Source organism: Lysobacter sp. Root76 (assembly GCF_001428685.1).
In the GTDB taxonomy this organism is placed as follows: Bacteria; Pseudomonadota; Gammaproteobacteria; order Xanthomonadales; family Xanthomonadaceae; genus Lysobacter.
The window spans coordinates 898,690-917,005 of the sequence record NZ_LMIK01000001.1 but is presented as its reverse complement, the minus strand read 5'-3'; the positions used below and the strand labels follow the sequence as shown (position 1 = coordinate 917,005).

Sequence of the window (18,316 nt, the reverse complement as noted above, 5' to 3'; positions counted from 1 at the left end):
CGGCGGCGCGGCGCTCTAGCCGAGCACGCGCCGGCGCGCGTCGACCGCCACCGTCCAGTCCGCGATCTCCGGCAGCCGCGCCAGCGCCTGCCGGCTCACGCGTTCGAACAGGCGCACGAAACGTTCGATCCCGGCGCGGTCCATGCCGACGCGTCCGGGGCTGGCGGCCTGCAACGAGCGCTCCTGTTGCCAGCGCCATTCCGGCACGTGCTCGAAGCCCGGCGGCTGCAGGAACAGCAGCCGGTCCAGGCGCGCCCACAGCGGCGGGTAGTCCTGCGCCAGGGCGCGGTTGCAATAGCCGCGCCAGAGGCCGTCGCGGTCTTCGTCGCGTTCCAGCGCGTTGACCGGCTCGATCAGTTCCTGCGCCGACTGCGCCGGGGTCTTGAGGAACCAACCCTCGAACAGGGTCAGATCGATGCCGCGCACCTGCGGCCAGCGCGACGGCGGCAGGCGCCGGTCGCCGAGTTTGTCGAAGCGCGGCAGCCGCACCGCGCCGCGCGTGCGCAGGGCGTCCAGGGTCGCGCAGGCCAGTTCGGGTTCGTGCGTGCCCGGCGGCCCGCGCGTGGCCAGCAAGGGATGCACGTCGCGGCCCAGGCGCGCGCGTTCGCGGCGGCCGAGGTAGCAGTCGTCGACCGACAGCACCGCCACCCGCAAGCCGCGTTCCAGGGCGCGCGCCGCGACCTGCGCGGCGAGGGTCGATTTGCCGCTGCCCTGCAGGCCGGCGATGGCATAGACGCGGGCGCCGTGGCTCAGCGCGTCGTCCAGCACGCGCTCGACGAAATCCGCACCGTAAGCGTCGGAGGCGGAGGGGTGCGCGGCGGACGGCATCGCGCCACAATAACCCAATGACCACACACACTCTGTTAGCCGAAGCCGTCGCCGGTTTCTCCGCCCTGTTCGAGGAAGCGCGTGTCGCCGGCGAGCCCGATCCCACCGCCATGACCGTCGCCACCGCCGGCCTGGACGCGCGGCCGTCGGCGCGCACCGTGCTGTTGAAAGCGCACGACGCGCGCGGTTTCGTGTTCTACACCCATCTGGACGGCCGCAAGGGCCGCGAGCTGCAGGCCAATCCGCACGCCGCGCTGCTGTTCCATTGGCCGCGCGTGCGCAACGGCGTGCAGGTGCGGGTCGAGGGCGCGGTCGAGATCGTCTCCGACGCCGAAGCCGACGCCTACTTCGCCTCGCGTCCGCGCGTGAGCCAGCTCGGCGCCTGGGCCTCGCTGCAGTCGGAGACGCTGGAGTCGCGCGAGACCTTCGAGCAGCGCCTGAGCCAGGTCGAGCAGCGCTTCGACGGCCGCGAGGTGCCGCGCCCGCCGCGCTGGACCGGCCTGCGCGTGCGCCCGGAAAAGATCGAGTTCTGGTACGGCGCCGATTTCCGCCTGCACGAGCGCTGGCTGTACGAATGCGACCGCGCCGGCGAATGGTCCAAGCGGATGCTGTATCCGTGAACGACGGCTGGCGGGTGCGGCCGGCGACCGAGGCCGATCTCGCGGCCTGGGCGCAGCTGCGCCGCGCCCTGTGGCCGGACGACGAGGGCGAGACGCCGTCCGGTCACGGCGACGACATGCACGGGCTGCTGTCGCGTCCGGATCGCAATGTCTGCCTGCTCGCCTTCGATGAGCGCGGCCAAGCCTGCGGTTTCGCCGAGGCCAGTCTGCGTACCGACTACGTCAACGGCACCGACGGCTCGCCGGTCGGCTTTCTCGAAGGCTGGTACGTGGTGCCCGAACTGCGCGGCAACGGCGTCGGTCGGGTTTTGATCGCCGCGGTCGAAGCTTGGACGAAGCAGCGCGGCTGCGCGGAACTCGCCTCCGATTCCCTGCTCGACAACCGCGACGCGCATCGCGCGCACGCGGCCTGCGGCTTCGAGGAAACCGAGCGCGTGGTGTATTTCCGCAAGTCGCTGCGCTGAGGCTCGTAACCACGATGGTGTGGTCACCGCCGCACCGCATCGGCGCATCGCGCGGCAGCCCGATGGCATGGATGCCGCCGCAACCAGCGCTCAATACTCGCGCTTGTACCAGAACGTGTGCTGCATCGGCGCCATGCCGGCGCGTTCGTAGAAGCCGACCGCGTCGGGCACCGAGGCCAGGATCAGGCTGACGCTGGGGCCAAGCTGGCGCCGCGCCTCGTCGAGCAGGCCTTTGCCGATCCCCAGCCCCTGCGCCGATTGCGACACCGCCAGTTCCGACAGATAGCAGCACCAGGCGAAGTCGGTCACGCAGCGCGCGATCCCGACCAGCTCGCCGTCGGGCCGGCGCGCGGTCACGATCAGGTTGGCCGCATCCAGCATCTGCTGCAGGCGCGGCTCGTCGCCGACCGGGCGGATCGCGCCCAGTCCGGAGTCGACCAATACCTGGCGGAAGTCGGCGACGGCGACGCTGGCCTCGCGCGCATAAATGATGGCAGGTTCCATGGACGCGAAGATCGCATCGCACGACGCGGATGGCAATCGCCGGCGCGCGCAAGCCGGTAATGCGACAATCCCGTCATGGGCCCCCAACGCATCGTCTGCCTCACCGAAGAACCCACCGAGACCCTGTATGCGCTCGGCGAGCAGCACCGCATCGTCGGCATCAGCGGCTTCACCGTGCGCCCGGCGATCGCGCGCAAGGAGAAGCCCAAGGTCAGCGCCTTCACCAGCGCCAAGATCGACGAGATCCTGAAGCTCGAACCTGACTTCGTGATCGGCTTCTCCGACATCCAGTCCGAGATCGCCGCCGCGCTGATCAAGCAGGGCATCGAGGTATGGATTAGCAATCACCGCAGCGTCGAAGGCATCCTCGACTACATCGTGCGCCTGGGCGCCCTGGTCGGCGCCGCCGATAAGGCCGTGGCCTACGCCGGCGAACTGCGCCGCGGGCTGGAGGAGATCGAACGCGAGACGCTCGCGTACCCGCGCCGCCCCAAGGTGTATTTCGAGGAGTGGGACGAGCCGCTGATCACCGGCATCCGCTGGGTCGCCGAGCTGGTCCGGATCGCCGGCGGCGACGACGTGTTCCCGCAGCACGCTGCGCAGTCGCTGGCCAAGCACCGCATCCTCGCCGACTCGGCCGAAGTGATCCCGCTAGCGCCGGACATCGTGTTCGGATCGTGGTGCGGCAAGAAATTCCGTCCGCAGCGGGTCGCTGCGCGCCCGGGCTGGGAGGCGATCCCGGCGGTGCGCGACGGCGAGCTGCACGAGATCAAATCGCCGCTGATCCTGCAGCCGGGGCCGGCCGCACTCAGCGACGGAGTGCGCGAAATCGCCGGCCATATCCGCGCCTGGGTGCAGCGCAACAATTAGCCGGCGCCGTCCCGGCCTCCTGCGGAGGGCGGCGCGATGGGCATCACAGTTCGCTCCCGTATGGTGCGCTGCGGCGTGCAGGTTCCATACGCATTCGTACAGTCGACCGGGCCGGCGCCGCCGGCCTCGCCAACGGTACGGCACGGTTTCTGGGAGGGAACATGTCGCGATCGAATCTGCGTCCGGGCGCGCTGCGCATCGGAGTCTGGGGCCGCGTGCTCGCGGTCCTGCTGTTGCTGGCGGCGGCCCTGCCGGCCAGCGCCGACGATTACACCAAGACCAAGAACCCGGTCGTGCTGGTGCACGGCCTGTTCGGCTTCGACGAACTCGGCGGCATCTACGACTACTGGTACGACATCCCCGGGCAACTGCGCGCGGGCGGGGCCAAGGTCTACGTCGCCAACGTGTCCTCGGCCAACTCCAGCGAACTGCGCGGCGAGCAGCTGATCGACTACCTGGAAACCCTGCAGGCGACCTACGGCTACAGCCGCTTCAACCTGATCGGCCACAGCCATGGCGGCCCGACCGTGCGGTATGTCGCCTCGGTGCGGCCGGACCTGGTCGCCTCGATCACCTCCATGGGCAGCCCGCACACCGGCAGCAAGGTCGCCGACGGTATCGGCACCGCGTTCCCGCCAGGATCGCCGGGGCGCGGTCTGGTCGCCGGCCTCGCCGACGCGCTGGGTTCGTTCCTGGAATTCCTGTCCGGCGACGACGATCCGCAGGATGCGCTGGCCGCCCTGGCCTCGCTCGACAGCGCCGGCGCGGCAGCGTTCAACGCCCGCTATCCGGAAGGCCTGCCGGCCAGCGCCTGCGGCCAGGGCGCGGCCAGCGTGCGCGGCGTGCGCTATTACTCGATGGGCGGCACCTCGCCGCTGAGCAACGCGTTCGACCCCAGCGATCTGCTGATGGGCGCGGGCGCGCTGTTCTTCGGTTTCGAAGCCAACGACGGTCTGGTCGGACGTTGTTCCTCGCACCTGGGCAGCGTGATCCGCGACGACTACGCCTGGAACCATCTCGACGAGGTCAATCAGGTCGCCGGCCTGCGCGGCCTGTTCACATCCAGCCCGCCCAGCGTCTATCGTGCCCACCTCAACAGACTGAAAAACGCCGGACTCTAGATGCTGCGTTTCACCCTCGCACTGATGTTGGCCGCCGCCGTGGCGCTGGTGCTGGGACTGTCGGGTTGGCGTCGCGACGCGGCGCCGACCCGCGCGGCCGGGCCATCGGCGGCGCGCGTGCAGGCGGCCCTGAATGCGCAGCGCGGGCGCGGGCAGGCCCCCGCCGGCGCCCAAGACGACTCCCTGCGCGACACCGCCGTCGACGGGGCGTTGACCCTGAATGCCGCGGGCAAGGCGGTGCCGGACCGCGCCATGCGACGCCTGTTCGACTATTTCCTCACCCGCCTGGGCGAGCGCTCGTCTGCGGAGATCCGCGACGACCTGCGCCGCCATCTGCAGCCGCGCGTCGGTGCGGCCGTGCTCGCGCAGGTACTGGCCTGGTTCGATGCCTATGTCGCGCTGGAGCGCGAAAGCGCAGCCCTGGACACGGGCAACGATCTGCGCGCCGATCTCGAACGCCGGCGCGAGCTGCGCCGGCGTCGCCTGGGCGCCACGGTCGCGCAGGCCTGGTACGGCGAGGAAGAGCGCCGCCTCGAGCACGCGATCGCGCGCCAGGCGCTGCTGCACGATCGCAGGCTCACGCCTGCGCAACGCGCCGTGCGCCTGCGGGAACTCGATGTTGCATACGGGCTGGACGCCGATCCGACCCGCACCGAAAGCGACGCCGTGGCCCTGGCGATGCGCCAGAGCGCGCAGTTCGAAGCGCAGGGCGCCGCGCCGGAACGCCGCTACGCCGAACGCGAGGCGACGTTCGGACCCGAGGCGGCGCAGCGACTGGCCGAGCTCGACCAGCGTCGCGCGCAATGGAATCGACGCGTGGCCGCGTATCGCGCCGGGCGCGAGCGAGTGCTGGCCGATCGCAGTCTGGATGCGGCGCAACGCCAGGTCCGGCTGGCCGCCTTGCTGGCGCCGTTCGATGCGCGCGAACGGCTGCGCATCGAAGCGCTGACCCGCGACGATCCGGGCAGATAAAGCGTTCGCCGACGCTCAGCGCGGATAGAACTCGCGGCTGAACTGCAGATTGGTGCCGACGCCGCTTTCCGGCACCACCGTCACGTCGAATCGCATGGTCTCGGGCAGGGCGATGTCGACCGTGCCGATGTAGTCCAGCAACTGCGCGCTGCCGGCTTCGCCGGTGCGCAGCTCGCGCAGTTCCAGGGTATGGCGTTGGCCGCGCAGGTCGGTCGCGGTGGCGCTGACGCGCGCCGGAACCGCGACGTCCTGGCCGTCGGGACCGCGCCGCACCGCCACCAGCAGCATCACCACCGCGTCGTCGCGCACGATCCCGTACTGCTGCGCGACCGCCGGCGACAGCGCCGACGTCTGCAGGACGCTGGCGTGCACGGTGACGTCGCCGCTGCGCGCGGTCGCCTCCTGCGGCGCGGCGCCGACGCTGCCGGAGCCGGTGGGCACCGCAGCCTCGCGGCCGCAAGCACTCAGCAGCGCGAGAGTGAGCAGGCAGAGGGCGAGAGTCGTGCGCATGGCGGCGGTTCCGGTGGTCGGGAGATCAATCGTTGGTGGCGGAGAGCTCGCGGCCGCGTTCGGTGGCGGCCTTGATCGCGGCCTCGACCAGGGCACGGAAGCCGCCCGTCTCGAAGGTTTCGATCGCGGCCTGGGTGGTGCCGCCGGGCGAGGTCACGCGCGCGCGCAGCTCCTGCGCGGCTTCGTCGCTGCGGGTCAGCATGGTCGCCGCGCCGAGCAGGGTCTGGTTGACCAGGGCGCGTGCGGCGTCCGGGGTCAGGCCCTGGCTCACGCCCGCGGCCTGCATCGCCTCGGCCAGCAGGAACACATAGGCCGGGCCGCTGCCGGACACCGCGGTGACCGCATCCATCTGCGCTTCCTGTTCGATCCACACCGTCGGCCCGACCGCGTCCAGCAGCGCCGCGGCGCGCGCGCGTTGCGGCGCGCCGGTGACGGCGTTGGCGTACAGCCCGGTGATGCCGGCGCCGAGCAGGGCCGGCGTATTCGGCATCGCCCGCACCACCGCCTGTCCGCCGCCCAGCCAATGCTCGAGCTGGCCGGCGGTGATGCCGGCCGCGATCGAGATCACCAGCGGCCGCTGCGCCTGCGCCAGCGGCGCCAGCGCCGCGCAGACGCTGCGCATTACCTGCGGCTTGACCGCGAGCAGCCACACGCTGGCACCGTCCGCGGCCTCGGCGGCGTTGCCGTAGCTGCGTACGCCGAAGTCGCGCTGCAGCGCTTCGCGCAGCACCTCCACCGGCTCGGCGACGCGGATCGCGTCGGCGTCGCCGCCGCGCGCGACCAGGCCGCCGATCAGGCTGCGCGCCATGTTGCCGCCGCCGATGAAGGCGACCGGGCTGAGCGGGGACAGGGCGGTATCGGCTACGGACATGAGGGCGGCGGCGCACGGTGTCGGAACGCCAGCATACCGAGGCGGCCGCACTCCCGCGCTAACCCGTCGCTCTCAGCCGCGGACAGGCCAAATCGTGGACGCAGGTTTCGAAGTGGGGATCGCCGATGCAGCGCAGGCGGCGCTCGCCGATCCGCTGCCCGCTCATGCCGATGCTTTCGGCGGCCTGGCCCCGAACAGCGCGGTGCCGATCCGGACCATGGTCGCGCCTTCCGCTATCGCGATGGCGTAGTCGTCGCTCATGCCCATCGACAGGGTATCGACGCCGGGATCGGCGCTGCGCAGGGCCTGGAACAGCGCAGCGCTGCGGCGGAACGCGGGCCGGCGCCGCTCCGGGTCCTCGTGCGGGGTCGGGATCACCATCAACCCGCGCAGCCGCAGGCGCGGTTCGGCCGCGATCGCCGCCGCCAGCGCCGGCACGTCTTCGGGGCGACAGCCGTGCTTGCTGGCCTCGTCGTCGATGTTGACCTGGATCAGCACCTGCAAGGGCGCGCGTGCCGGGTCCCGGTGGCGCGCCAGCGCAGCGACCAGCTTGGGCCGGTCCACGGTCTGCACCCAGTCGAACAAGTGCGCGGCCTGCTCGGCCTTGTTCGACTGCAGATGGCCGATCAGGTGCCACTGCAGTTCCAGGCCGGCCAGGGCCGCGGTTTTGGCCGCCGCTTCCTGAACATAGTTCTCGCCGAAGGCGCGCTGGCCGGCCGCCGCCAGTTCCGCGACGGCGGTCGCATCCTGGGTCTTGCTCACCGCCAACAACTGCGGTACTGGCCGCTGCGCAAGGCTCGCGGCGTTATCCAACTGGTGCAAGATGCCGTGCAGGGCGTGCGCGCGCACGTGGGGAATCCTGTGAAAGAGGGCTGGTTCGGCAATGCGGGTACGGGGCTATACTGCCTCGCAGGGGACGCTTCCCGCTACTTGCGGTTGGCCACATTCGTCGCTCGTTCGCGTTTTAGCGTTTCCGCTGTAGCTACGATACGTTTCGTCTGAAGTTTCCATCTGAAGTTCTGTTGCAGTGCGGGGGAGCACGCATGGATATCGCCGAACTGTTGGCGTTTTCGGTCAAGAACAAGGCATCCGACTTGCACCTGTCGGCTGGCCTGCCGCCGATGATCCGCGTCGACGGCGACGTGCGACGCATCAATATTCCGGCACTGGATCACAAACAGGTCCATTCGCTGGTCTACGACATCATGTCGGACAAGCAGCGTCGCGACTACGAAGAATTCCTCGAGGTCGACTTCTCGTTCGAGATTCCCGGCCTGGCCCGTTTCCGCGTCAACGCGTTCAACCAGAACCGCGGCGCCGGTGCAGTGTTCCGTACCATTCCTTCGGAAGTGCTGAGCCTGGAAGACCTGGGCTGCCCGCGCATCTTCAAGGAACTGATCGAGCAGCCGCAGGGCCTGATCCTGGTGACCGGACCGACCGGTTCGGGCAAGTCGACCACGCTCGCGGAGATGATCGACCACATCAACAAGAACGAGTACGCGCACATCCTCTCGGTCGAAGACCCGATCGAGTTCGTGCACACCTCGCAGAAGTGCCTGATCAACCAGCGCGAAGTCCACCGCGACACCCACGGCTTCAACGAGGCCCTGCGTTCGGCCTTGCGCGAAGACCCGGACTACATCCTGGTCGGCGAGTTGCGCGATCTCGAAACCATCCGCCTGGCGCTGACCGCGGCCGAAACCGGCCACTTGGTGTTCGGCACCCTGCATACCTCGTCCGCGGCCAAGACGGTGGACCGCATCATCGACGTGTTCCCGGCCGGCGAAAAGCCGATGGTGCGTTCGATGCTGTCGGAATCGCTGCGCGCGGTGATCTCGCAGGCGCTGCTGAAGAAGGTCGGCGGCGGCCGTACCGCGGCCTGGGAGATCATGGTCGGCATCCCGGCGGTGCGTAACCTGATCCGCGAGGACAAGGTCGCGCAGATGTATTCGGCGATCCAGACAGGCCAGAACCACGGCATGATGACCCTGGACCAGCACCTGCAGGACCTGGTGAAGCGCGGCATGATCCTGCGCCCGCAGGCCCGCGAGTACGCCAAGGACAAGCGTCTGTTCGACTAAGTGAAGCAGGTCCCGGTTGCCTGCGGTCGGTTGCTGGCACAGTGCCGGCGCCGACCCCTCAACCGCAGCGGCACGGCATCGTCTTTCAAGTTTCAGACCTCCCGAGGAGGCAGCCCCATGAGCACCATCGACTTCACCTCGTTCCTCAAGCTGATGGCGCACCAGAAGGCGTCGGACCTGTTCATCACCGCCGGCATGCCGCCGTCGATGAAGGTCCACGGCAAGATCTCGCCGATCACCCAGAATCCGCTGACGCCGCAACAGAGCCGCGATCTCGTGCTCAACGTCATGAACCCTCAGCAGCGCGAGGAGTTCGAGAAGACCCACGAGTGCAACTTCGCCATCGGCGTGACCGGCGTCGGCCGCTTCCGCGTCAGCTGCTTCTACCAGCGCAACCAGGTCGGCATGGTCCTGCGCCGCATCGAGACCAAGATCCCGACCGTCGAAGAGCTGAACCTGCCGCCGATCATCAAGACGCTGGCGATGACCAAGCGCGGCATCATCATCTTCGTCGGCGCGACCGGTACCGGTAAGTCGACCTCGCTGGCGGCGATGATCGGCTACCGCAACCTGAACTCGACCGGCCACATCATCACGATCGAGGACCCGATCGAGTTCGTGCACAAGCACGAGGGCTGCATCATCACCCAGCGCGAAGTCGGCATCGACACCGACAGCTGGGACGCCGCGCTCAAGAACACCCTGCGCCAGGCGCCGGACGTGATCATGATCGGCGAGGTGCGTACCCGCGAGGGCATGGACCACGCGATCGCCTTCGCCGAAACCGGTCACCTGGTGCTGTGCACCCTGCACGCCAACAACGCCAACCAGGCGATGGACCGCATCATCAACTTCTTCCCCGAGGACCGCCGCGGCCAGTTGCTGATGGACCTGTCGCTGAACCTCAAGGGCGTGGTCGCGCAGCAGCTGATCCCGACTCCGGACGGCAAGGGCCGCCGGGTGGCGATGGAAATCCTGCTGGGCACGCCGCTGATCCAGGACTACATCCGCGAGGGCGAGATCCACAAGCTCAAGGAAGTGATGAAGGAGTCGACCAACCTGGGCATGAAGACCTTCGACCAGGCCCTGTTCGAGCTCTATCAGGCCGGCGAGATCAGCTACGAAGACGCGCTGCGCTACGCCGACTCGCAGAACGAAGTGCGTCTGCGCATCAAGCTCGCCCAGGGCGGCGACGCGCGCACCCTGGCCCAGGGCCTGGACGGCGTCGAGGTTGCGGAAGTGCGCTGACGCCGCGCCGCGGTTTCCATCGCAACAAGAAGCCCGGCTGGTCCGGGCTTCTTGCCGTTTGGGCGCTGCGCAGGCGCTGGGCGAGCGGCGCCGCTAGCGTCCCGGATCTCGGCGCAACCTCGGCGCAAATCCCGGCGCAACGAACCCGCGCGCCGCCGGTTCCATCGGCATCGCCGGACGCGCCGGCTCGCCCGACGGCCGGCGCCGTGTCCTGTCGCGCGCATCTGTATCGTTAGCCGCTAGCAGGGATGTAGCCAACGACACGGAGCATGTCGCATGACCAGCACCGATCACGGACCCGCCGCGTCCGGCCCGGACCGCACGCCCACGCCTGCCGGTGCGCATGAGCGCGGCACGGGTCCGCAACACGCGAACGCCGATGCGAACGCGGACGCGATGGCCGCGGCGATCGACGCCGCCGAGCGCGCCGCGATCGACGCCCGTCGCGCAGTCGCCGGTGTCGCCGGCCCCGAAAGCGGTCCGACCAGCACCATCGGCCTGGCCTTGTCCGGCGGCGGCGTTCGTAGCGCGACCTTCTGCCTGGGCCTGATCCGCGGCCTGGCCCAGAACGGTCTGTTGCCGCGCTTCGACTACCTGTCCACGGTCTCCGGCGGCGGTTACGCGGGCGCGGCGCTGGGGCGGTTGATCGCGTCCGTCGGCGTGGTCCAGGCGCAGGAACTGCTGCGTCGCAGCGATACCCTGCTGCTGGGCTGGCTGCGCCGCTACGGCCGCTACCTGGTTCCGCGCGGTGCGCGCGACTACGGCGTCGCCATCGCCACCTATCTGCGCGCCGGCTTGGCGGTGCACCTGGAATTCGCGCTGCTGGCAATCGCGATCGGCGCGATCGTGGTCCTGCCGCACATGGTCCAGAGCCACACTTCGCTGCTTTCGCCGCAGGACTGGAGTGCGTGGCGCAGCGCGTGGTGGCCTCTGACGGCGTTGGTCTGGCTGTCGTTGGCGCCGGGCAATCTGATGGCCTACTGGGCGTTGCGCGATGTGGCGCCGAAGAACGCGGCCGTGCTCAGCGAGCGCGCGCGTTTCCGGCTTTGGGACATGGCCATGGTGCTGGGCCCGGCCGCCTTGGCGGTGCTGCTGTATCTGAGTCTGCCCAGCGCCGCGGTGCCGCTGCCCGGCTACTCGGGCAAGTTCCTCGCCTGCGTGGCGCTGGTCAGTATCGCCGCCTACGGCTTGTGGCTATGGCTGCGGATCGCGCGTGCGCGCGAGGATCGCGACACGGTCAACGCGCGCGAACGCGATCGACTGACCGCGCATCTGCGCTGGATCAATATCGCCGCCCTGTTGCCCGCGTTCGCGGGCCTGCTCGATTGGGCCAGCTGGAGCCTGCTCAAGACGCTGGAGTCCGGCGCGCTCTGGGTGTACGGCAGCGTCGGTCTGGGCAGCCTGCTGGTAATCGTGGTCCGCGCGTTCGGCGAGCCGATCCAGCGCCTGCTGTCGAGCGACGAGGGGCCGCGCCCCGGCCTGATGCCCTTGCTGATCAACGTGCTCGGCTTGGGCGCGACCCTGGTCTTGCTGGTGCTGTGGGTGACCGTGGTGCAGTGGTGGGTGTTCGGCGATCACGCCGGCGAGTCCGGCTGGCGCATCTGGGCGATGCAGCAGTCGACCCTGCAACGCGTGGGTTGGCTGATGCTGGGGCTGCTGGTCTGGTTCATCGGCACCGGCCTGCACACCGAAACCGTCAACACCACTTCGCTGCACGGTTTCTATCGCTCGCGTCTCACCCGTGCCTACCTGGCGGTGGGCAGCCGGCGCCGGTTCCCGGGCGAGGCCGTGCTCGGCGCGCGGCGCGCCAGTCCGGAAGAAGTGTCGAACATCGTCGAGACCGTGGACGACGACGATGTCGCCATGGCGCAGTACCGGCCCGACCTTCGTGGCGGCCCGCTGCATCTGGTCAACACCTGCCTCAACCAGACCCGCGGCGCCAGCAGCAAGCTCTACAACGCCGACCGCAAGGGCGTGCCGCTGGTGGCGAGCGCGTTCGGTCTGGAAGTCGGCCGCGACGGCGAACGCGCCCAGATCACGCCGCAGCGGCTGGACAAGCTCGGCCGCTGGATCGCGATCTCCGGCGCCGCGGCTTCGCCGGGCGCGGGCTCCAACACCACCACGGGTTGGGCGATGCTGCTGTTCCTGGTCGGGGCGCGTCTTGGATATTGGTTCGATACCGGCCGCGGCAACGCCCAGCTCGATCCGCCGATGGCCGGGGTCGGGCCGGCGCGCACTCACGGCCCCGGCAAATGGACGCTGGCGCTGGCGCGCAGCTGCCGCAATTCCAAGTTCGGGCGCCTGGTTTCGGAAGCCCTGGCTTCGTTCGACGGCGCCGCCGCGCGCGCCTGGTACCTGTCCGACGGCGGTCACTTCGACAACACCGGCGTGCACTCGCTGTTGCGGCGCCAGCTCGATTTCATCGTGCTGGCCGATTGCGGCGCCGACCCCCACTACGAGTACGCCGATCTGGAGAACCTGATCCGCAAGGCGCGCATCGACTTCGGCGCCGAGATCGAGTTCTACACCGAGGACAGTGCCTGCCACCTGCCGCTGATGCAGGACGAGCACATCTGCGTGCTGGCGCCGGAGAAGCTGCACGACAACTACACCGCGCGCGGGGTGATGCTGGCGCGCATCCGCTATCGTCCCGACCGGCAGGGCCGCAGCAAGCAGGGCACCTTGCTGGTGGTGAAGCCGAACCTGCATTTCGCGCTCGACAGCGATGTGCTGGCCTACGCGCGCCGCAATCCCGAATTCCCGCAGCAGCCGACCGCGGACCAGTTCTTCGACGAGGCGCAGTGGGAGAGCTACCACCGGCTCGGCGAGGACTTCGGCCGCGCCCTGAAGCCGGGTTGGCTGGAGCAACTGCCGGGATGGTCGGCACCGGTCGAGCCGCAGGACGCGCTGCCCTCGCTGCGCCGCCTGCGTCCGTCCACGGCGCAGGCCGACGAAGCGGTCAAGGCGTTCTGGCGGCCGGAGACCAAGGCCGCGGCGATCAGCGCAGGCCTCGGCGCGGGCCTGGTCGCGACCCTGCTGGTGCCGGCCTGGACCGCGTTCGACAAATTCTCCGAACAACGCCGGCAGGAGGCGACCGCCTCCGGCGTGCGCCTCAAGGAACTGCGTCAAAAGCTGCCGTCCTGGGCCAGCGCCGGTGCCCTGGCGCCGGCCGGCGAGGAAAACGCCGATATCGACGAGGATCTGCAGGCGCTGCTCAACGGCGTCTATCAGCAAGTGCGGCGCGAGCGCGACCAGGTCAGTGCCGGCGGCGGCTTGGTCAAGAAGGTGCAGGCCAGTTGCGGCCTGGCGCCGTCGCGGTCGGTGGCCAAGGCCTGTCCGGCGGTGCAAAGCGCGCATCGCACGCTGTGCGAGGCGGTCTGCGATCCGCCTGCGCGCGATCCGTATTGGGAGCGCAGCACTGCCGCGACCGCGTTGGCGGTGCCGCTCGGCGCCATCGCAGCCGCGACCGATGCCGGCCGACCCATGGTGCGCGGCGCCGCTGCGCAGGGCGGCGCTTTGCCGAGCGCGTCCGACTTGCCGGCGGGGGTGACTACCGCACCGCCTCAACAAACCGGCGCCAAGAAGCAGGTCGGTGCCGAGAAGCAGGCCAGCGCCGAGAAGCAGGCCAGCGCCGAGCCAGCGCGACCATCGCCGACACTGGCCGTGCAGCAGGCCTGCGGTGCCTATCCGGTGGTGGTCTACGTGCAGGTCTACGACGAGGCGACGCGCAAGCGCGCTGTGGCCTTGCCCTGGACCCAGCTGAAGCCCGCCGCGACCATGCCCGGGATCGAGAACGTGGTGCGTTCGGCGCGCGCGCGCAACGCCGATCCGCCCAAGTCCTACCTGCAGCCGACCCTGGTCGTGCATCGCATGGACGACCAGGGCGCTTGCGCGGCCGCGCTCAAGGACTGGCTGACGCCGAACATCGCAGCCTGGTACGCCGGCACGACCGAGATCGAGCTGCTCAAGCTGCCCGGCGCGTTCAAGCCCGAGGAGCGGGTGATCGAGCTGTGGTTGCCGAATGCGTCTCCGTAGCTACCGGCAGAGGCGCCGCTCGGACGCCGCCGTCTGCGGTGGATTTGGATTCCGTAGCCGTTGTGCCGCGAAGTCCGCAAGGACGCCTACGCACCAAAGCGGAGGTGTCCTTCGCTCGATCGGCCCGAAGGTGCTTGCCGGCCTACGGTAGCGTCCCTTCGTACCAACAGATCTCCCAGCTGTTCGGGTCGCCGCTGCCGCTGCAGCCGTGGTTGACGGAAATGTTGGGCAGTTGTCCATCCAGACTGCCGTATAGATTGGTGAGGAAGCCGGGCTCGACCTCGACCGGTTTGACATGGGTGCTGTCCAGTACCCGCGTCCACGTGCCGGTGAACGCATCTTCGCCTTCTGCGCGATAGACACAGACGGCCTTGGCGGTTCCCCATTCAGGGTGGTTGGGTCCGAACGGGCCATCGTTGTGGGTCTCGCAGACGTTGACCAGATAGTAGAAGTAATGGTCCTGATAGGCGCCCGGAGCGAATCCGATCGCAGAGTTGGCATGCGAGATGCCCGGCACGCCGTTGAGCGTGAGGCCTGCTTGGCTCAGTTCGCGCCGGGCTCCGAAATTGACGCCGTCGGCAGACTCTCGGTAGTAGTACTTAATGAGGCCGGCGCCGTCGACGAAGGTGTAGGTGGTGCGAACGCCGGCGCCGCCGCTTGCGCTCCATGCGACGGATTGACCGGTGCCATAGGTGCCGGTAATGCCTTCATCGATCACGGGTGCTTCGTGCTTGATCCAAAGCTTTCCGTCGTTCGAGAAAGCCACGCCGATCCTATTGTCGAGACCGGCGGTTCCGGGGCGCTCCGTGGTGTAGTAGAGCGCATAGGTGTAGGTCGTTCCGAAGTAGTTCCAGGTTCCGCGGGTCACGCTGGGGTCGCAAGTGTGGATGCCTTCCCACGGCAGGTCCGCACTGGGCAGGAAGCGATTGGATTGCAGGACCACCTGGGCGGGGCTCCAGGGGCCCGTCGCCGTGCGCTCCCGGTACTTGATGACGTCATGGCCGTCGAGATGTCCGCACCACCAGACCTTCTCCTTTCCGTCCAGGTCCAGCATGGCGCTGGGCGAATAGTCCCAGCCCGGCTGATCGAACAACAGTTCCCCGTCGTCGAAACTCGTTGCGTTGGCGTGTCCGTAAAACGCAGTGCATAGAACGGCGACGGCGAGGTAGAGGGTTTTGCTCACAGGAAGCTCCTTGAAGAAGAACGCGATCACCGAATAAAACCGGCGCGCGCCGAACGATGCCGATGCGTTCGAGCGCGACGGCGGAAACGATGGGCATTTTCGCCCGCCGTCGTCGCAGCCGGAGAGACGTTCGGTTGCGCAATTGGCAGCGGTCGGTTGCTTCTTCGGGCAGTTGTGCGGGGCGGCACAACCGCTGTGCTTGAATGCCGCAATTCGGCGCTTGGGCAGAACCCGGCTCGCTCAGCCCTTCGCCGCCCGTATCCACGGCGGCGGCGGCCGCAGCTTCGCCAGCGTGGCGTACACCGGGCAGGTCTCGCGGTGGCCGCCGGGCAGGTAGCCCAGGCTCATCAGGAATTCGTTGGTGATCTCGCCGCCGGTGAAGCGGAAGGTCTTCTTGAACAGCTTGACCCAGCCGGCCTTGTCGCGCGGGCGGTCGTCCAGGATCAGGTGTGCGTCCAGCCACTGCGCGAAACCGCCATGGCTGGCGCGCAGGGTCTGCACGACCTGGGCGTTGTGGATCGCCGCATCGACCTTGAGCCGGTTGCGGATGATGCCGGCGTCGGCCAGCAGGCGCTCGCGTTCGCGCTCGCCGTAGGCCGCCACGGTGTCGACGTCGAAACCGTCGTAGGCCAGGCGGAAACCCTCGCGCTTGCGCAGGATGGTTTCCCAGCTCAGGCCGGCCTGGTTGATCTCCAGGATCAGGCGCTCGAACAGCTCGGCCTCGGCGCGTTGCGGGAAGCCGTATTCGCGGTCGTGGTAAGGGCCGTGCAGAGGATGGCCCGGGGCGTAGTCGCAATAGCCGGACATGGTTCAGGAGCTTCCGCGAGGGCGCGAAACGGCGGTCGCGGCCGGCGCCGGGACACGGAGGGGCGACCGGGGCATGGCGCGGTTCCGAAGGGGCAAACCCCATGCTACGACGGATCGGCCGCGACCCGCGAGCGCGGCGCCCACGTTAGAATGGGCCCCATGTCCGTGATGCCCACGCCCCTGGCCAATCAGCTCCTGATCGCGCTGCCCGCGCTGTCGGACACCAATTTTTCGCGCAGCGTCGCTCTGATCTGCCAGCACGACGGCGACGGTGCCATGGGCATCGTGGTCAACCGCCCGTCCGAGTACACCCTGGGCGAGGTCTTCGGCCAGATGGGCGTGGACGGCGGCGACGATTCGCTGCGCTCGCAGGTCGTGCTCGCCGGCGGTCCGGTCCATCCGGAGCGCGGTTTCGTGCTGCACGACGGCGGTATGCAGTGGGATTCGACCCTGGCGATCGCCGATGCGCTGTTCCTGACCACTTCGCGCGACATCCTCGAAGCGATGGCGCGCGGCGAAGGTCCGGACAACGCGATCGTCGCGCTGGGCTGCGCCGGCTGGGGTTCGGGCCAGCTCGAACACGAACTGACCGAAAACGACTGGCTGACCGCGCCGGCCGACGCCGAATTGCTGTTCGATCTGCCGCTGGACGCGCGCTGGCAGGCCGCCGCAGGCCGCATCGGCGTCGATTTCGCGCACCTGGCCGATTACGCCGGCCACGCATGAACGCCGACGCCGACCAGCGCACAGGCATCCGGCGCGACGGCACGGTCCTGGGCTTCGATGTCGGCGCGCGCCGGATCGGCGTGGCCGTCGGCAGCGCCTTCGGCCATGGCGCGCGCGCGCTGGCGGTGGTCGATGTGCACGGCCACGGCCCGGACTGGAGCGCGCTCGACCGCCTGCGCGGCGAATGGCGCCCGGACGGGCTGATCGTCGGCGACCCGATGACCCTGGAAGGCGGCGATCAGCCCGCCCGCGTCCGCGCCCACGCCTTCGCGCGCGAGCTGCACGCACGCTACAAATTGCCGGTGGTGCTCGTCGACGAGCGCTCCAGCTCGATCGAGGCCGCGCAGCGTTTCGCCGCCGACCGCGCCGAGGGCCGCAAGCGCCGGCGCGACGCCGAGGCGCTGGATGCGGTCGCCGCGGCGGTGATCGTCGAGCGCTACCTGGCCGCCCCCGACGACGCCACCGACCTGAACCAACTGCCCATCGCATGAATTCTCCGCTTTCGCATCCGACGCCGGCTTCCCCGCCGCGCCATCTGCTGACCCTGGACGGGATGTCGCGCGACGCGCTGACCGCGTTGCTGATCCGCGCCCAGGCCTTCGCCGAAGGCCATTACGACCGCCGGGCGCTGGACGGGCTGGCGGTGTGCACGCTGTTCTTCGAGCCGTCCACGCGCACCCGCATGAGCTTCCAGCTCGCGGCCCAGCGCCTGGGCGCGCACACCATCAACTTCGACGCCTCGACCTCGTCCACGCGCAAGGGCGAGACCGCGCTGGACACGCTCAAGAACCTCGAAGCCATGGGCGTGCGCGGTTTCGTGATCCGCCACCACGAGGACGGCGCGGTCGCCGCGCTGGCCGAGCACGTCAATCCGGGCACGAGCCTGGTCAACGCCGGCGACGGCCGCAGCGCCCATCCGACCCAGGGCCTGCTCGACATGCTGACCCTGCGCCAGGCCAAGGGCGTCGATTTCTCGGCGTTGCGCGTGCTGATCGTCGGCGACGTGCGCCACTCGCGCGTCGCCCGTTCGGACCTGCATGCGCTGCGCGCGCTGGGCACGGGCGAGATCCGGGTCTGCGGCCCGGCCTCGCTGCTGCCCGACGACGGCACGCTGCGCGGCTGCACGGTCTCGCAGGACTTCGATGCGGCGCTGGAGGGCGTGGATGCGGTGATGATGCTGCGCCTGCAGCGCGAACGCATGGAAGAAGGGCTGGTGGCGTCGCTGGACGACTACCACCGCGACTACGGCCTGACCGCGACGCGCCTCAAGCGTGCCGCTGCGGACGCGGCGGTGATGCATCCGGGCCCGATCAATCGCGGCGTCGAGATTACCGACGAAGTCGCCGACGGCGCGCAATCGCTGATCCTGACCCAGGTCGCCAACGGCGTCGCCACGCGCATGGCGGTACTCGAAGCCCTGCTCAAGGGCTGATCCCACACTAAAGACGCCGCCCATCCCTGCGCGGCCGGAAGGAT

18 protein-coding genes are annotated in these 18,316 nt (G+C 69.3%); 11 read left to right on the top strand and 7 right to left on the bottom strand.

All coding sequences use genetic code 11. The annotated features are described in order from the left end of the window. Window positions 1–15: 15 nt before the first annotated feature. Entirely contained in the window at window positions 16–828 is an 813-nt protein-coding gene (locus ASE10_RS03795) for a kinase (protein ID WP_056305000.1), read from the bottom strand. Window positions 829–845: 17 nt separating this feature from the next. Here ASE10_RS03795 and pdxH point away from each other — a divergent pair, with 17 nt between their 5' ends. Both pdxH and aac(6') read left to right on the top strand, forming a co-directional pair. Next, window positions 846–1,448, top strand: a complete 603-nt coding sequence (pdxH, locus tag ASE10_RS03790; RefSeq protein WP_055903423.1) for a pyridoxamine 5'-phosphate oxidase — start codon at window positions 846–848, stop codon at window positions 1,446–1,448. Further along, window positions 1,421–1,912, top strand: coding sequence for an aminoglycoside 6'-N-acetyltransferase (aac(6'), locus tag ASE10_RS03785; RefSeq protein WP_156087598.1), 492 nt, complete (start codon window positions 1,421–1,423; stop codon window positions 1,910–1,912). Before pdxH ends, aac(6') begins: the two co-directional genes overlap by 28 nt. A 90-nt stretch (window positions 1,913–2,002) precedes the next feature. Here the strand turns inward: aac(6') and ASE10_RS03780 are convergent, their stop codons facing one another. Further along, window positions 2,003–2,416 carry a GNAT family N-acetyltransferase gene (locus tag ASE10_RS03780; protein WP_055903416.1) on the bottom strand — a complete coding sequence of 138 codons (414 nt, stop codon included), beginning with the start codon at window positions 2,414–2,416 and terminating at the stop codon, window positions 2,003–2,005. Between the two features lie 75 nt (window positions 2,417–2,491). Here ASE10_RS03780 and ASE10_RS03775 point away from each other — a divergent pair, with 75 nt between their 5' ends. From ASE10_RS03775 to ASE10_RS03765, 3 genes are all read left to right on the top strand, one after another. Then, window positions 2,492–3,286: a cobalamin-binding protein gene (locus ASE10_RS03775; protein WP_055903414.1), complete on the top strand. Its 795-nt coding sequence runs from the start codon at window positions 2,492–2,494 to the stop codon at window positions 3,284–3,286. Between the two features lie 161 nt (window positions 3,287–3,447). Beyond that, window positions 3,448–4,407: a triacylglycerol lipase gene (locus ASE10_RS03770; RefSeq protein WP_056305002.1), complete on the top strand. Its 960-nt coding sequence runs from the start codon at window positions 3,448–3,450 to the stop codon at window positions 4,405–4,407. Next, the gene (locus ASE10_RS03765; protein ID WP_056305004.1) at window positions 4,408–5,379 is read left to right on the top strand and encodes a lipase secretion chaperone; all 972 of its coding nucleotides are present in this window, start codon (window positions 4,408–4,410) and stop codon (window positions 5,377–5,379) included. A gap of 15 nt (window positions 5,380–5,394) precedes the next feature. Here ASE10_RS03765 and ASE10_RS03760 read toward each other — a convergent pair whose 3' ends face one another. The 3 genes from ASE10_RS03760 to ASE10_RS03750 all read right to left on the bottom strand — a co-directional run bounded on the left by ASE10_RS03760 (window position 5,395) and on the right by ASE10_RS03750 (window position 7,573). Then, window positions 5,395–5,889: a DUF4426 domain-containing protein gene (locus tag ASE10_RS03760; RefSeq protein ID WP_055903404.1), complete on the bottom strand. Its 495-nt coding sequence runs from the start codon at window positions 5,887–5,889 to the stop codon at window positions 5,395–5,397. A 25-nt stretch (window positions 5,890–5,914) separates the two neighbouring features. After that, on the bottom strand, window positions 5,915–6,760 hold the full coding sequence (gene proC / locus ASE10_RS03755) for a pyrroline-5-carboxylate reductase (RefSeq protein ID WP_056305007.1): 846 nt from the start codon (window positions 6,758–6,760) through the stop codon (window positions 5,915–5,917). A gap of 162 nt (window positions 6,761–6,922) precedes the next feature. Next, window positions 6,923–7,573: a YggS family pyridoxal phosphate-dependent enzyme gene (locus ASE10_RS03750; protein WP_056099895.1), complete on the bottom strand. Its 651-nt coding sequence runs from the start codon at window positions 7,571–7,573 to the stop codon at window positions 6,923–6,925. Window positions 7,574–7,803: 230 nt separating this feature from the next. Between ASE10_RS03750 and ASE10_RS03745 the strand changes: the two genes are divergently transcribed. The 3 genes from ASE10_RS03745 to ASE10_RS03735 all read left to right on the top strand — a co-directional run bounded on the left by ASE10_RS03745 (window position 7,804) and on the right by ASE10_RS03735 (window position 14,124). Further along, a complete protein-coding gene (locus ASE10_RS03745; RefSeq protein ID WP_056306727.1) occupies window positions 7,804–8,841 on the top strand; it encodes a type IV pilus twitching motility protein PilT in 1,038 nt (345 codons plus the stop codon). 117 nt (window positions 8,842–8,958) lie between these two features. Then, window positions 8,959–10,089: a PilT/PilU family type 4a pilus ATPase gene (locus ASE10_RS03740; RefSeq protein ID WP_055903394.1), complete on the top strand. Its 1,131-nt coding sequence runs from the start codon at window positions 8,959–8,961 to the stop codon at window positions 10,087–10,089. A 276-nt stretch (window positions 10,090–10,365) separates the two neighbouring features. Next, entirely contained in the window at window positions 10,366–14,124 is a 3,759-nt protein-coding gene (locus tag ASE10_RS03735) for a hypothetical protein (RefSeq protein WP_055903390.1), read from the top strand. A 142-nt stretch (window positions 14,125–14,266) separates the two neighbouring features. On the opposite strand, the gene ASE10_RS03730 is transcribed toward ASE10_RS03735, so the two are convergent. After that, complete coding sequence (locus tag ASE10_RS03730) at window positions 14,267–15,307, bottom strand: hypothetical protein (RefSeq protein ID WP_235565820.1); 1,041 nt, start codon at window positions 15,305–15,307, stop codon at window positions 14,267–14,269. Between the two features lie 240 nt (window positions 15,308–15,547). Continuing rightward, window positions 15,548–16,114, bottom strand: coding sequence for a DNA-3-methyladenine glycosylase I (locus ASE10_RS03725; protein WP_055903387.1), 567 nt, complete (start codon window positions 16,112–16,114; stop codon window positions 15,548–15,550). Between the two features lie 159 nt (window positions 16,115–16,273). Here ASE10_RS03725 and ASE10_RS03720 point away from each other — a divergent pair, with 159 nt between their 5' ends. Genes ASE10_RS03720 through ASE10_RS03710 form a run of 3 tightly spaced genes read left to right on the top strand, consistent with a single transcriptional unit; the run spans window position 16,274 to window position 18,272 of the window. Then, entirely contained in the window at window positions 16,274–16,840 is a 567-nt protein-coding gene (locus tag ASE10_RS03720; RefSeq protein WP_055904021.1) for a YqgE/AlgH family protein, read from the top strand. Continuing rightward, complete coding sequence (gene ruvX / locus ASE10_RS03715; protein ID WP_055903384.1) at window positions 16,837–17,331, top strand: Holliday junction resolvase RuvX; 495 nt, start codon at window positions 16,837–16,839, stop codon at window positions 17,329–17,331. The genes ASE10_RS03720 and ruvX overlap by 4 nt, the downstream gene beginning before the upstream one ends. Further along, a complete protein-coding gene (locus ASE10_RS03710) occupies window positions 17,328–18,272 on the top strand; it encodes an aspartate carbamoyltransferase catalytic subunit (RefSeq protein WP_055903381.1) in 945 nt (314 codons plus the stop codon). Before ruvX ends, ASE10_RS03710 begins: the two co-directional genes overlap by 4 nt. Window positions 18,273–18,316 lie beyond the last annotated feature (44 nt).